The following is a 13,499-nucleotide window of genomic DNA, read 5'->3' as shown; positions in this document are numbered from 1 at the left end:
ATCTCATCAAAATCAATGCGACCGGCCAGAAATTGAAAAGGCAGCTGCAGGAATTTTTTGAACAGCCAGCTCTCCAGCAGAGGAGGATAAAGTATCACCATTCTAATTAAAACACCTGAAAAGATGGACATTAATAATCCTTTAATTATAACCGCCTCCTCCCGAACTTTTAAATACTGGGTGTTTTTACATTGATCACGGAAAAATCTTCTCCTCTATCAGCTGATAGCGCCATCTCTGTATTTTTTGGACAGGGAATAATATCATCTTGCTTTACTTCAGCTTCTTCATCTCCTATAGCAATGGTGCCTCGCCCTGAAACTACATAAAAGAAAACATTAACCGGCACGGAATGAGATGGCACCTCATCCCCTGGTTTTAAAACTAAATTCATTATCTGAACATCTTCGTTTTTGTGAAGCTGTTTGGCAGTTACGCCTCTTTTGTTGGTTATTCCTTCGATCTCATCCATTTTAATTACTTCCATTTGTTTTACCTCCCGGGCTAAATTTTATACTTCTGACTGAATCACAATTCAATCATATAATTTTTGCGGAATAAAATCTGTGACATTAATCACACCGCTTCAATAGAGGAAAGAATATAAATTTCAGTTTGATAGGTATGTGATTAATGTCACTGTAATTATTATTCCGATGGTGTATTATTACATATAGAATAGCCTGTGACAGTATAAAAATAGGAGGTGACAAATTATTAAAACTCGATTGAGACTGTTAAGTGAAATTATTTTTCTGCTGGTTTTTAGCTTTATATTCTGGCAGGAAAATATTCAGGCCTGAGAGCTAAATATCATTATGATACTTGTTGGAGCAGGAGTGATTAGCTCATTCTTTCTATCCGAAGACTTCTGGCACCGGGTCTGTCCTCACGGCACAGTTCTATATGTGAGCTCTTCTCCGGCTAAATTCAAAATGAACCTGGATGAAGATTTGTGTACCGGATGCGGGCTCTGTGAACAAGCCTGCCCCAGTGGTGCTATAACCTCTTATGAAAACAGCAATATCAGGAAAATAAATAATAATGAATGTCTTACCTGTCATGACTGTGAGGATGTCTGTCCGGTGAATGCCATAAACTATTCAGCCTGATTGCTTGAAAGTGTTTGTTATACTCAGCTTTTAAAAAACCACCCGCAAATATTAAAAGTGGTTTGTTTGGCAGGGGAAAAACAAAGTGTTACTATGTAAATAAAAAATCATTCATCAGCAGGTGGGCGGCAGTCTTAAAAATAGCGTTACTCTGGCAGAGCCAGAGCCGCAAGGAGGCAGCACGCCTGACCCACCTGTTCAAACCAGTGTCAGAAATACGAAAGGGGATGGAGCCCACAATTTAATAGCGTTACCCTCATAAAAGGGCCGCAGTGCGCTCCATCCCGCAGGTTTATTGTATCAAAAAGTGGAATGGAGCACAACTCTGAGTTTTCGAGGTGGGGGTACCACCACCCCGAGACCTACAACCTTAGAATAACACATCAGGAGGTCATTGAAGATTATTATGAAGTAATTTACACGAATGATGTAATCCCCAAGAAATATAAGTATCTTATAGCTGTATCTACAGGTCTGATGGCAGAGCACAAACCAAAGATAATGGTGGATACAAAAAAGGCATTAAAATATGGAGCCACTCCAGAAGAGATAAAAGAAGTCCTGCGTATGACAATTTGGTGGTGTGGGGCACCTACCAAGGTTAAGATAGTTCCAGAAGTACTAAAATATTTACAGGAAAAAGGTGAGCCAGAAATTACTGATTTTTAATTCCCCAAATATTTTCTTCACTTTTTTCTGCAGATTCATAGCCGTGCGCAGAGCATTGTAGGCTTTTTCCGAACCGTAAGGAGATTCATTGATAACCAGCAGTATTTCCTGCACGTTTATCCTCCCAGCAGATTTTCTCATAATTTTTTATCTTAAAATTCATGCCTTATTCTTCTATATTTTCGATCATGATCAGGACCATTTTGAACTTTTCGGGAGCCCTGACGGAATGAGGTATATCCGCGGGCATAACAATCATCTCACCTGCTTCAACCCGGTGTGTTTTTCCTCCTATGGTATACTCTCCGACACCATCGATAACATGAACCATGGCTTCGTGTGGAGCGGAATGCTCGCTTAAGTTCTGACCTTCATCAAAAGCGAAAAGTGTAACTGTTCCAGTATCCTTATCTATGACGGTTTTGCTGACAATAGAATTTTTCTGATATTCAATCGTTTCCTGGATATTATGGACTGTAGAATCTTGCATTAATATAACCTCCTTCAGCTGGAATAATTTTTACATCTCTGCAAATACACCCTCTATATCCTCCACAAGTCTTTCCACTTCCTTAAAATCCTCTCCGGTAGAGGCATAAGTATTTTCTCTTAGCTCCTTTTTCATAGGAAATAAAGAGATCAAGACGACCTTTTTCCTTATCAAATTCTACTCTCTCAAGCTGCCAGAGACTGATCTTCCACTGCAATTATGCCCAGTTCATTTTTGCGGGTAATTCCCAGCATCAAACGGGCTGCCCTGGCCTTATCGACATCGCAGCAAAATCGGTGGGCACCACTCCGCAGTCACCCTTCCGACAGAAGATATGAGAAGGAAAAAATTCCTCCTCGGATAGAAAATAGAGGTTTTCTAAAAGGCAGCGGAGCCCAGGAGGAAAGTCTGGCTCGATCTTCCGCCCTCTATCCTGCAATCAAACAGATGGATGAAATGTATGAAGCAAATAGAAAGCATGACTCCTCTCTTTATCTGGATTATATGATATTTTCTCCGGAGGTGCCGGTTTTTCGCAGAGACAGCGGTGAACTGCTCGATAAACCTTATAACTTCTCCTTCATAACTGCCCCCGCTGTCAACGCAGGAGCGGTAAGGGAAAATGAAAGCAAAGAAAGGATCGATCAGATCTACCCCACCATGAAAAGCAGAATTGAAAAGATCCTCGCTCTGGCCTGCGAGGAGGGTATTCAAACTCTGGTACTGGGAGCATTTGGCTGTGGAGTTTTTAGAAATGTTTATGAAGATGTAGCCGAGATATTTAAGAATTTTCTAATAGATGACGAGCGCTTCAACTCCGCTTTCACAAAAATAGTATTTGCCGTGCTGGACAGTTCCCGGACAGGCTGGAAATTCAAAATTTTTCAGGAAAAATTAAAAAATAACTGATATACAGGTTTAATATAATTTTAACTCAGAGCTTCCGGATTGACAATATTGGGGATTTCTTCGCCCTTTAGGCCAGCCAGCAGATTTTCGGCCGCCATCAGCCCCATTTTTGTCCTTGCTTTCACACTGGCGCTGCCGATGTGAGGTAATATCACGATTTTGCTCTCGCGTTCCAGCCCGGGAGTGAGTTTGGGCTCATCTTCATAGACATCGAGTCCGGCTCCAGCTATTTCATCGTCTCTGATAGCCTGCAAAAGTGCTTTTTCATCTATCACAGCTCCGCGGGAGGTATTGATCAAACAGGCTGTTTTCTTCATCATTTTCAATTCTTTTTCGCCTATCATACCCTCAGTTTCCGGTGTTAGCGGCACGTGGAGAGTTATGAAATCAGAAGCTTGTAAAATCTCTTCCAGAGAACTTTTTTTAAGGCCGTATTTATTCTCGAAGTTTTTGTTCCGGGAATGATCAAAATATTTAACCTCCATATCAAAGCCGGCTGCAGCTCTTCTGGCAACCGCTCTGCCTATTCGCCCCAGACCGATTACTCCCAGCGTGCTGCCGTTCACTTCCTGACCCAGCATCAACATAGGCCCCCACTCTTCAAAATGTCCTGCCCGTGTAAATCTATCAGCTTCGACCACGCGACGGGCTACAGCCATCAAAAGCGCCCAGGTGAGATCGGCTGTGGTCTCGGTCAGCACTCCGGGCGTGTTTGTTACCGGGATTCCCCGCTCTGTGCAGGCTGAGACATCGATATTGTCATAACCGACAGCATAATTAGCTATTACTTTTAAATCAGGGTTCAGCTCGAGCAGCTTTTCGTCTATATTATCTGTTAACAGACATAAAAGACCATCGATATTTTGAACAGCTTTTTCCAGCTCTCCCCTGGTAAGCGCCCGATCGTGAGGATTTACCTCCATGCTGCATTCAGCATCGATCTTTTCCAGAGCCCGTTCGGGCAATTCTCTTGTCACGTATACACGCGGTTTTTCATCCATGTATATATAACCCCCTGAGATTTTTACGCCTTGTTTTTTCATAACTGATAGGTCATCATCATTGATCATAACATATGGATAATACTTGCTCAAAATTTTTCAATTTTTATTGTTATATACCCATAAAAAAATCACACACCCCTGACTTCAACTCCTAATTCCGGAAAACCGGAAAGCTGCGTTCGCGGGTCAGAGATGTGTGATTTTTGATTAAAAAATTTAAAACTAAATAATCAGGTGAATTTTTCTTCAATACTCGCTGCTTGAAATAATTATATTCTCAATACTCAGGCAAAAGCTATAGAAGGATAACCCTTTGAAAGTGAATCCTGTAAATTATAGGCCTGAGAACTACAGCGATCCGTCATCCAATTATCCAGACATTATTCCCGTGTTAAAAGGCACCCAGTAAGAAGAAAACGAAGTTCTATCACCGTCTCTGGTAACTGGAGCGCCTGTATGCCAGTGAGGAGCGGGTCCATTAACCAGATTTCTTTTTTGCGGCATTAATTACACCTCCTCTCAAAAAAGTCATTTTTGGCGGTGGATCTTCGCTTCAATAACTTGTATAATAATCTATCATATGCTAGAATTTTTGTCAAACATTTTAATCAATTTGTAAAATTAAATTTATATAACCCTGCACGAGCGAGTTTGAGGGTTCTCATTTATTTTAATCATGATTAACAGCAATAATGCTGATAATTCTACAGTTTAAGCCGGCTTTATCACTCAAGATAGTCGCCAGAAATCTCAAAAAAATCCTTGGGAAAATAGTTCATTGAAGCGCTGGCTATATCAAAACTTGATTCGGGATTCAATGCGATATTAATTTCTTCTCCAAATTAAAAAGCTGTCCGGACGGAGCCAGACTTAAATTTGCCCGCCGCGGACAGCCTGTAATCAATCACAATATAATATCTTCTGGTAATTTCTTTTAATTTTACTCCTCAGGATGTTCTACTTCATAGCCAGCATCTTCCCAGGCCAAGAAACCGCCTTCCAGGTTAATAACATTTTCATAGCCCATATCCTGCAGCAGTTTAGCAGCTATCAATGAGCGGGCGCCTGACTGACAGGATACAACGAACATCTCATCCTGATCTTCCACATATTCTTCTATATTGAAAAACAGAGTCCCAAAATTGGTATAGACAGTGTCGGGAATGTATCCTTCTGATCTCTCTTCGGGGGTGCGCACATCCAGCACCAGATAATCCTCACCCATATCTCGGTCCATCTGTAAATCCATCACATCCATCTCATCTACCTGCCCTTCATATTCCTCCACCAGAGGATGTGCTCCAGCTGTGGAAACGAGGGCCATAACCATCACAGCAGCCATTAATGCGATAACGGATTTTTTAAGCATTTTTTTATAGCCTCCAAATTATATTATTGAGCATTTCATAAGTCATGCTTTCACAAGCTTATTTTTGCAAGATTTCTTCGACTTTTGAAATTCTGCCTGTTAGAAAGAAAAACTGCCATCTTCATGAACTATAATTCTGCCGTCCAGATAATAAACATCTTCATAACCCAGCTCAGCTATATCATCAGCTGCATCTCGGGCTCTAACCCCGGCTGCACAGTGAACAATTATGGTTTCGGTCTCATCTTCCGGCAGTTCGTCTATAAAGGCCTCCGGATCATCTGCGAGTTCACCGCTGGGCATATGCAGAGCATTTTCTATCAGACCGGAATCATCAATCTCATCCTGGTCTCTAACATCGATAACTACAGCCCCCTCTTCATGTAGTTCGGTAAACTCATCGCTATCTATGGCTCTATCAACTTCATCTTCAGCCAGTTCAGCTTCAGTAGCATCTGTGCCGAAAAGTGGCATTTCATGGGCTTCCCAGGCAGGAGTCCCGCCAGCCATAACTTTCACATTTTCATAACCTTCGCTTGCCAGAACCCTGGCAACACTATGACTATGACCTCAGAAGAAACCACCACAGTAGGTTATGATCTCGACATCTTTTTCAGCCGGCATATAGTCCAGAAATTTCTCTTCAAAAACGGTATGCGGTCGGGATTGTGCGGAGGGCACATGACTTTCCATATAGGTCGCATGACCTCTGGTATCGATGATTAGATAGGGCAATGTATCTGCATCGTCGGTATAATCGCTGTCGAGCAGTGCCTGTACATGTTCGGGTGTAGTGGTCAAATAATTGCCGGCACGCTCCCAGCCAATCAAACTGGCTTCATAATGATAAATATTTTCATAACCCAATTCCTGAGCTTCTCGCATCCATTCGTGACAATCGCCTCCGTAAAATACGAGTTTTTCTGTTTCATCTTCCGGCAGCATATCGGGTGCAAATTCTTCATCCTCCGGCATATTGATTGCGCCGTTAATATGACCGGCAGCATATTCCTCATTGCTTCTGGTGTCTATAAGGACGAAATCCCAGTCAGCAGGTGGTTCTTCATAGCTTTCACGCTCATCAGAAGTAGCTTCAACCAGTTCCTCCAGTTCCGAAGTGTTTATTGTGTCAACTTCAGCTGCAGCAGCCAAAAACATGGAGCCGAGTTCTTCATCGCCTGGCCCCTCAACATCAGCTCAGCCAAAGGCAGATAAAGAAGTAAAAAACACTAAAGCTATTACTAATGAAGCTATGGCAAATCTTTTTTTCAGCATGATCATCCCTCCATTTTTAAATTATGGGCTTAAACCTTCTCTATTTTAACCGTTGTCTCCTGACGCATGGAGTGCCCGGCTATATCGGAAGTTTGATAGGGTACTATGTCATTGGGATTTAGAGTGGCAATTTCTTCCGCCGTCTCATAAAAAGGAGTTTTGTTGCCATAACCGGAAGGCATAAATACAGTCCCTGGATGAATCAGTTCGGTCACTTTTACTCTCACTTCCTCGGTAGATACAGGTGACTTCACTTTAACCTTATCTCCATCTTCTATGCCCCTCTCTTCTGCCACTGAAGAATTAATCCACAACCTATTGGTATCATAATCTTTGGTGATCTGAGCCAGACTTTCAATATTGGCTGTGGCAGTATGAGAGTGAAAGCCTTCTTTGCCGGTGGCAAATCTAAATTCATCTTCCTCCAGATCAACACCAATCGCAGGAGGCTGCCAGCCTACAACCCCGGGTCGACCGACATGATCATAAACCTCGGAATAAAACTCAAAATCTCCCGAGCGGGTATTAAGATCTTTATCGCCCAGCGGAGCTTCCATATCGATTAACATCGAGCCTTTTTCTTTAAATTCCTCCAGAGTTATATCATAGGGTTCCAGCCGGGCTCTATTTACTTCGTCGAGTGTGAAGTTAAAATATTCACCCACACCCAGTTTTTCGGCTAATTCAACGATGATTTCATCGAAACTTTTGGTTTCCTCATATACCTTAGGTATAACCTGGGTCCTCATACTGATAGAAGCATATGGCCCGCCAGAGGCTTCAATTACTTCCTCTCTTTCCATAAAGCTGCATTCCGGCAGCACGTAATCAGCCAGCATGGCCGTTTCAGTCATATTAATCTCAAAAACCACAGAGAGATCCAGGTTCCTAAAACCTTCCGCCATATGCTCATAATCGGGGAAATTGCGCACCGGATTATGATGCCGGATAAACATGGACTTTAATTCGCCCTCCTGGGCTTTTTCCATCAGATAATGGGGCAGGCCAAAGTCTCCAGCCAGCGGATATTCATCCATTACTCCTACTCCATCAGCTCTGCGGGTGTCCGGTTCTTCGGGAGCTGGATACTGATCTTCATTCAGGCTGCCCAGCTCGGGGGTGGGATGGAAAATCAAACCACCTTCTTCATTAATATTCCCCAGCAAAGCGTTCACACATGCAACTGCCCGGGCAGTCTCTTCGCTGTTGGCATATTTGGCTCCAAAGGCTCCACCCCAGGAAGGATGTACCAGTGATCTGGGTCTGTTCTCTCCCAGTTCCAGGGCCATCTCTTTGATTTTTTCAGCGGGAACATCAGTTACCTGCTCGGCCCAATCAGGCGTTACCCTTTCAACTCTTTCCGCAAACTGATCAAACCCTACTGCATGTTCTTCCACATATTCCTCATCATATAAGCCCTCTTCTATAATAACATTGCTTATAGCCAGCACCATAGCCAGATCGGTACCTGGTTTTATAGGTACCCAGTCATCGGCAATGCGGGCTATATTATTTTGACGGGGATCTACACAGACAATTTTAGCATCTCCTGATAAAGCTTCGCTCATCTTTTTCATCTGATCCGTCCTGATGCCGCCTCCGTGATTGCGACCAATTATCAGGGCATATTCGGTGTTGGATAGGTCGGCATCGGGAACTCCGCCCATGGAGTACAAAAATCCTGTATTACGGGCTGCATTGCAGGAAGTAGCATGGGTACAGAGAGTGCTTACGCCCAGAGCGTGCATCAAACGCTCGGAATAAAAAGTGCCGGTAGACCGTGGATAATGGCCATAAGCTACATAGCCAGGACCATACTCTGTCAGAATATCATCCAGCTTATCAGCTATCTCGGTTAAAGCCTGTTCCCAGCTGATAGGCTCGAATTCTTTTTCACCCACTCTTTTCAGCGGCTGTTGAACTCTATCAGCATCATAAACCCAGCCCAGACCTCCGTGAGAACGGGCACATAATTTTCCGAGGCTGCGGGCATGTTCTTCATGACCTTCAACTTTCCACACTCGGCCATTTTTAACATAAGCCCAGGCTCCACACTGGGTGCCGCAGGTATTGCACTGTGTGGGAAGTTTCTCCACTTCAGCTTCCTGAGCTTGAGCAGACCATTCTTCAAAGTCAAAAGTCTGCAGAGAAAGACCGAGCGCCCCGGCTGCCAGCCCGGATTTCTTCAGAAAACTGCGTCTTGTCAGTTTCATAATATCTATCCCTCCAGTTTTAAACCAGATTAAGTTCGGTTGGAGTATCAGTTAAAATTAACAGCAATCCATAATCATAATCCGCATATAGCTCAGCATTCGGATATTTATCTTTTATTTCTTCCACTCTTTGCTGACCTGCTTCCAGCATATCTTCGAAATCTCCAAAATCCAGAGCATAAGAAATACATGTGCTCACACAGGCAGGTTCTTCTCCCTGTTCCAGTAGATGTTGACAGGCGTCACATTTATACATTCTCTCTTCCCCTATCTCCGGTATATCAAAGGGACAGGCCTGCTGACACTGGCCGCAGGCAATACATTCCTCCACCTCCAGGGTGGTAAATCTACCTTCCCCTTTATAAAGAGCATCCACCGGACACTGATTTATACAGGGGGAATCCGGACAATGAAAACAGCTGTCTCGCCTGAGCCGGTATTCCACATCGGGATATTCTCCGCTCTCTTTGCTCACAAATTTTATGAAACTATATTCCTCATCTATTTCGTTTTCATTCTGGCAGGCAACCCGGCAGGCCTGACACTCAATACACAGCCTGTTATCCATTAATATAGCTTTTCTGGGCGTCTCATTGCTTTCTGCCAGAAGTTTATCACCGGTTAGGGCAGTGCCTGCTGTCAGCGCTGTAAAACCTGCTGCAGCAGACTTTTTCAGAAAACTTCTTCGGCTCTGATTATTTTCTTTTTCTTCCTGCATAAGAGTTCCTCCTTTGTCCTGTAATCATTTTTTGTATCAAAGCCACCGGCCAGAAGTGATTAAATTACGCAGTAGAAGATTTGGCAGCAAGATATTCTTTTTCCGCACGAATAAATTCAAGCAGCCATTTTATAAGATCTATATAAAAACCTGCCAGGTCCTCATTCTGAGCCTCTTCCAGCAGGTCATCTATCCAGTCGAGATGCTGATTTAAAAATTGATGCTGGTGCTGACGGCTGACCTCTTCAATTAACAGGCTCATAAATTCCAGTTCCAGCATGAGATGATCAGGACAGTGCGAAAAACTTTCCGGCAGCTCAAAATCCAGCTGCTCATACAAGTGAAGCATATGATGAGCCCAATCCCCCATTAAAAAACCTTTTTCATCGGCAAAAGGCATCTGACAGCTTTCGTCTACCGTCCAGGGTTTATACACAGATTCTATCAGATTGATTTTGGGATTATTATAATTGAGCTCCTCCTCCCAGAGCTCATCCCACTCTTCGACTTCCGGGATATTTTCCGGCCTCCAGCTTTCCGGCACTTCAGGAGCATCGGCAAACTGATCATACTCATTAAAAAGATCTAAATGTCTGCTTTCAACCAGCTCTTCTCTCAATTCGGAATCGGGTCTGTATATGAGATGACTGAAAAGAATATAGATCTTTCTTCTCAATTCAGGGTTTTCTGTCTGGATAAAATCTCCTCCTCCCTATCGGTTTTGATTATAATTTCACAAAAAAAGGCAAAATAAATTGAGCTATTTCTTCTTTTTTTAAAATCAAAAATAATCCCTGTTTTTGCTGACCATTATCATATTTCGGGAAAAAGCTGGTGAATCCTTTAACATTTATATTCTATATAATTATAGCCGCTATAACAAAGTGCTATAATTATTTTGTTATCTAATATTGTTTATCCATAATACTTACTGGTCATCCTGCTGCCAGCGTACACTCCCAGGATGACTGCAGGAGCAAAAATCACTCCATGCAGAGAAAATGAAGCCATTCCGTTGAGCATAGCTTTGATATTACAGCCTCCTGCAATTCGAGCTCCGTAACCCATCATTAGACCTCCCGCGAAAACTAAAATCCCCCTCTTTAGACCGCATCTGCCGCGCATCCTGAAATTTCCGGAAGACTTCAAAGAATAAAAGGCCCCAAAAACCACCCCCAGATTTATCAGGAATATCTTCTCGATCGGGAAGCTAAAAGGCGAGGGATCTGTCAGAACAAATCCTCCGGTTATACCCCAGACCCTGCCAGTATATAGAAATATCAACAAATTGACCGCCGCAATTATTACTGCTCCCTTTTTATAAGAAAACATTTTTGAGGTGAGGCTCACTCCAGATTCTTTATTTTTGAAGCTCTTATTCTTCAAAAGAGCTCCCCCTTTCTTCGCGATAGAAGGTTTTGATCTTCCAGATGCCGGGATCGGGCTCCTCGATTTCAAATTCCAGCGATCTCTCCTCCAAAAATTCCATTATATTTCTAACAGCCTGGGTATGATCGGTAACAATATGCAGTCTTACTCCCCGGGACAAATCCTTCAGGGCTTTTTCGGTTTCAAGCAGAGGAACCGGACAAACCTTCCCCAGAAGATCCAATTTTTTTATCTTTTCATTCATGGATGTTATCTCCTCAGAAAAGATTATTATTTATGCTTTTTTCTCCTCCCAAGATAAAAATACAAAAACGACAGAAGCCCAAAATAAAGGACGATAGTGAGCGGCCAGCCCAGAAAGGAGGGTAAATAAACAGCTTCAAAAGCAAAAATATCACGCCACCAGCTGAGATGCAGCGATCCCAAACTGCTGCCAGCTACAACTCCAGCCAGAACCAGAAGAAAAGTCACCGACCCCTCTCCAATCCTCATGAGCATACCCACCACACAGCTTCCGGCCATTACCATTCCCAGCCCAAAAATAACTCCTCCCAGCAGAGTATGCAGACCAGGTGATACAGCCGCCTCTGAAAGCCGGAGAGCCGATGCAGCTCCAGTTCTTTCCAGAAAAAGTTCATAAACCATAAATCCAGCCGAGGATAGAACCAGAAGCAGGATTAGCGAGCGCAAAAAATTGATTTTTCCAAACATAAAAAAATTCATCATACCGCTGGCAAAGCAAAAATTGCTGCGCTGAAGAGCAAAACCGGCCAGCCCCCCCAACAGCAAAAGTACTACACTTTCCGGTCCGAAGATTATTGCTGCCAGGCCGAAAAGTGATACAGGATAAATAATTTTATAGTTAAAAATGAAGTTAACCCCCCATCAGTCCCAAAATATATTAATAACCATAATAATCGTGGATATTTCTTGAAAAAAAGAATTTCAGCTGTTTTAATATAAGGTGCAATCCTGTATAATTTAAAATACAATTCGCAGTATAATTCTGGCAGCCTGCTGTCATGATTATTTTCTACAATTTTATCATAGCCAGCTTTATATTTCTAATTATCGGTGAGGGTTATATAATATGAAGATTTATCAATTCGAAATTTTTATAACTGTGGCCAGAGCAAAAAGCCTCTCTAAAGCGGCCAATCTGCTTTACCTGAGCCAGCCAGCTGTGAGCAAGCATATAAAATCGATGGAAGAATATTATGGAGCTAAACTTTTTGATCGGACCAACCAGGGAGTTAGATTGACAGAGGCGGGAGAAATTGTCTATGAATATGCTCAGCGGCTAAAAAATATTCACAATGAGCTGGAAAAAGATATCGACGGTTTTTTAAATTCTGAAGAGCTAAATCTCAATGTCGGCGCCAGCCCCACACCAGGTGAATATCTGCTTCCCTGTACTCTCTGGACCTTTAAAGATAAACACCCCAGGGCAAATGTGGAACTCGAGGTGAGTTACAGTTCCGAAATTGTGGAAAGTATATTCCAGAATAAGCTTTCCCTGGGTGTTATCGAGGGTGAACTGCCTTCGGGCAGTTCACTTATTAGTGATCACCTTATGACGGATCAGATCAATGTTATAGCTTCCGAAAGCAGCGAACTAAAAACTATAGAAAATATCAATGAACTGAAAGATATGCCTCTGATTCTTCCCAGCGGTGATTTTTATATAAGAAAAATGCTGCAGAGGCTGCTCTCCGAACAGGAGCTTGAAATAACTGATCTTAATATTACGGCCGAGATGAATAGTTTTACCGCCATCAAATCAGCTGTCGAAGCCGACATGGGAATTTCTTTTCTTTCCTATTCAGCCGTTAAAAAACCGGTGTTCCAGGACAGAATAAAAATTATTGCACTCAATGAGGGAGTTGAGGAGAAACTGAACCTGGATATAAATTTGATTTATTCACAAAAACCCAATCACCCGGGAATAATCACCAAATTCATATCTTTTTTGACTATGCAGCATCAGCATTCTTTCTGCTGAGCAGTCCTCAAAAATTTATCTCGATTATAAAGATTTTATCTGTGTTTCTCTTTAATGTTATCTCTCGCAGTGTTAAAATAATAAAAAGAGCAGATTTTTTGATTTGAGCAGATGTCAATAAACAGTTTGGCAAGGGAATAAAGGTGAATATTTTTTAAATTTTCAGACTATTACTCTGCCTCCTCTTCGATTTAGACCTAAAAATATTTTTGGATCTTCTTGTTATCAGTTGATAGATATAGTATTAGATCACTGTCATGACAATAATGGCTGGAAGATATAAAGCAAAGTGATACTCGAAATTTTTCGAGATTCAGGTTAAGTCCATGGCCAAAAAATAGTGTCCCCG

At 42.4% G+C, this 13,499-nt stretch carries 18 protein-coding genes; 4 read left to right on the top strand and 14 right to left on the bottom strand.

Annotated elements, in window-relative coordinates; genetic code table 11:
• Positions 1-169: 169 nt before the first annotated feature.
• Complete coding sequence (locus tag BLT15_RS12205; protein ID WP_089762215.1) at positions 170-487, bottom strand: cupin domain-containing protein; 318 nt, start codon at positions 485-487, stop codon at positions 170-172.
• A 331-nt stretch (positions 488-818) separates the two neighbouring features.
• Between BLT15_RS12205 and BLT15_RS12200 the strand changes: the two genes are divergently transcribed.
• A complete protein-coding gene (locus BLT15_RS12200; protein ID WP_089762213.1) occupies positions 819-1,112 on the top strand; it encodes a 4Fe-4S binding protein in 294 nt (97 codons plus the stop codon).
• Between the two features lie 312 nt (positions 1,113-1,424).
• On the top strand, positions 1,425-1,781 hold the full coding sequence (locus BLT15_RS12195; RefSeq protein WP_089762211.1) for a carboxymuconolactone decarboxylase family protein: 357 nt from the start codon (positions 1,425-1,427) through the stop codon (positions 1,779-1,781).
• Here the strand turns inward: BLT15_RS12195 and BLT15_RS13340 are convergent.
• Together BLT15_RS13340 and BLT15_RS12190 are read right to left on the bottom strand one after the other, a co-directional pair.
• Entirely contained in the window at positions 1,743-1,895 is a 153-nt protein-coding gene (locus BLT15_RS13340) for a hypothetical protein (protein ID WP_234985620.1), read from the bottom strand. The genes BLT15_RS12195 and BLT15_RS13340 overlap by 39 nt on opposite strands.
• A 52-nt stretch (positions 1,896-1,947) precedes the next feature.
• Entirely contained in the window at positions 1,948-2,271 is a 324-nt protein-coding gene (locus tag BLT15_RS12190) for a cupin domain-containing protein (RefSeq protein ID WP_089762209.1), read from the bottom strand.
• 219 nt (positions 2,272-2,490) lie between these two features.
• Between BLT15_RS12190 and BLT15_RS12185 the strand changes: the two genes are divergently transcribed.
• Entirely contained in the window at positions 2,491-3,180 is a 690-nt protein-coding gene (locus BLT15_RS12185) for a TIGR02452 family protein (protein WP_089762207.1), read from the top strand.
• Positions 3,181-3,200: 20 nt separating this feature from the next.
• Here the strand turns inward: BLT15_RS12185 and BLT15_RS12180 are convergent, their stop codons facing one another.
• From BLT15_RS12180 to BLT15_RS12135, 11 genes are all read right to left on the bottom strand, one after another.
• The gene (locus tag BLT15_RS12180) at positions 3,201-4,181 is read right to left on the bottom strand and encodes a 2-hydroxyacid dehydrogenase (protein ID WP_089762205.1); all 981 of its coding nucleotides are present in this window, start codon (positions 4,179-4,181) and stop codon (positions 3,201-3,203) included.
• Positions 4,182-4,553: 372 nt separating this feature from the next.
• Entirely contained in the window at positions 4,554-4,688 is a 135-nt protein-coding gene (locus BLT15_RS13690) for a hypothetical protein (protein WP_268762269.1), read from the bottom strand.
• 436 nt (positions 4,689-5,124) lie between these two features.
• A complete protein-coding gene (locus tag BLT15_RS12175; protein WP_089762202.1) occupies positions 5,125-5,553 on the bottom strand; it encodes a rhodanese-like domain-containing protein in 429 nt (142 codons plus the stop codon).
• A gap of 99 nt (positions 5,554-5,652) precedes the next feature.
• The gene (locus BLT15_RS12170; RefSeq protein ID WP_143423090.1) at positions 5,653-6,063 is read right to left on the bottom strand and encodes a rhodanese-like domain-containing protein; all 411 of its coding nucleotides are present in this window, start codon (positions 6,061-6,063) and stop codon (positions 5,653-5,655) included.
• 60 nt (positions 6,064-6,123) lie between these two features.
• Positions 6,124-6,705 (bottom strand): rhodanese-like domain-containing protein, encoded by a 582-nt coding sequence (locus BLT15_RS12165; protein WP_159429949.1) that lies wholly within the window; start codon positions 6,703-6,705, stop codon positions 6,124-6,126.
• 152 nt (positions 6,706-6,857) lie between these two features.
• A complete protein-coding gene (locus tag BLT15_RS12160) occupies positions 6,858-9,041 on the bottom strand; it encodes a molybdopterin-dependent oxidoreductase (protein ID WP_089762195.1) in 2,184 nt (727 codons plus the stop codon).
• Positions 9,042-9,060: 19 nt separating this feature from the next.
• The gene (locus tag BLT15_RS12155) at positions 9,061-9,759 is read right to left on the bottom strand and encodes a 4Fe-4S dicluster domain-containing protein (protein ID WP_089762193.1); all 699 of its coding nucleotides are present in this window, start codon (positions 9,757-9,759) and stop codon (positions 9,061-9,063) included.
• Positions 9,760-9,823: 64 nt separating this feature from the next.
• The gene (locus BLT15_RS12150) at positions 9,824-10,435 is read right to left on the bottom strand and encodes a TorD/DmsD family molecular chaperone (RefSeq protein ID WP_159429948.1); all 612 of its coding nucleotides are present in this window, start codon (positions 10,433-10,435) and stop codon (positions 9,824-9,826) included.
• Positions 10,436-10,674: 239 nt separating this feature from the next.
• Entirely contained in the window at positions 10,675-11,145 is a 471-nt protein-coding gene (locus tag BLT15_RS12145) for a YeeE/YedE thiosulfate transporter family protein (RefSeq protein ID WP_089762189.1), read from the bottom strand.
• Positions 11,135-11,392 carry a sulfurtransferase TusA family protein gene (locus BLT15_RS12140; RefSeq protein ID WP_089762187.1) on the bottom strand — a complete coding sequence of 86 codons (258 nt, stop codon included), beginning with the start codon at positions 11,390-11,392 and terminating at the stop codon, positions 11,135-11,137. The genes BLT15_RS12145 and BLT15_RS12140 overlap by 11 nt, the downstream gene beginning before the upstream one ends.
• A 26-nt stretch (positions 11,393-11,418) precedes the next feature.
• Positions 11,419-11,937, bottom strand: coding sequence for a YeeE/YedE thiosulfate transporter family protein (locus BLT15_RS12135; RefSeq protein WP_089762185.1), 519 nt, complete (start codon positions 11,935-11,937; stop codon positions 11,419-11,421).
• Between the two features lie 301 nt (positions 11,938-12,238).
• Between BLT15_RS12135 and BLT15_RS12130 the strand changes: the two genes are divergently transcribed.
• Positions 12,239-13,150, top strand: coding sequence for a LysR family transcriptional regulator (locus tag BLT15_RS12130; protein ID WP_089762182.1), 912 nt, complete (start codon positions 12,239-12,241; stop codon positions 13,148-13,150).
• The last annotated feature ends 349 nt before the right edge of the window (positions 13,151-13,499 follow it).

It is taken from the genome of Halarsenatibacter silvermanii, from assembly GCF_900103135.1.
GTDB lineage: Bacteria > Bacillota > Halanaerobiia > Halanaerobiales > Halarsenatibacteraceae > Halarsenatibacter > Halarsenatibacter silvermanii.
Note: the sequence above shows the minus strand (reverse complement) of the source record. Positions and strands in the feature narration are given on the sequence as shown.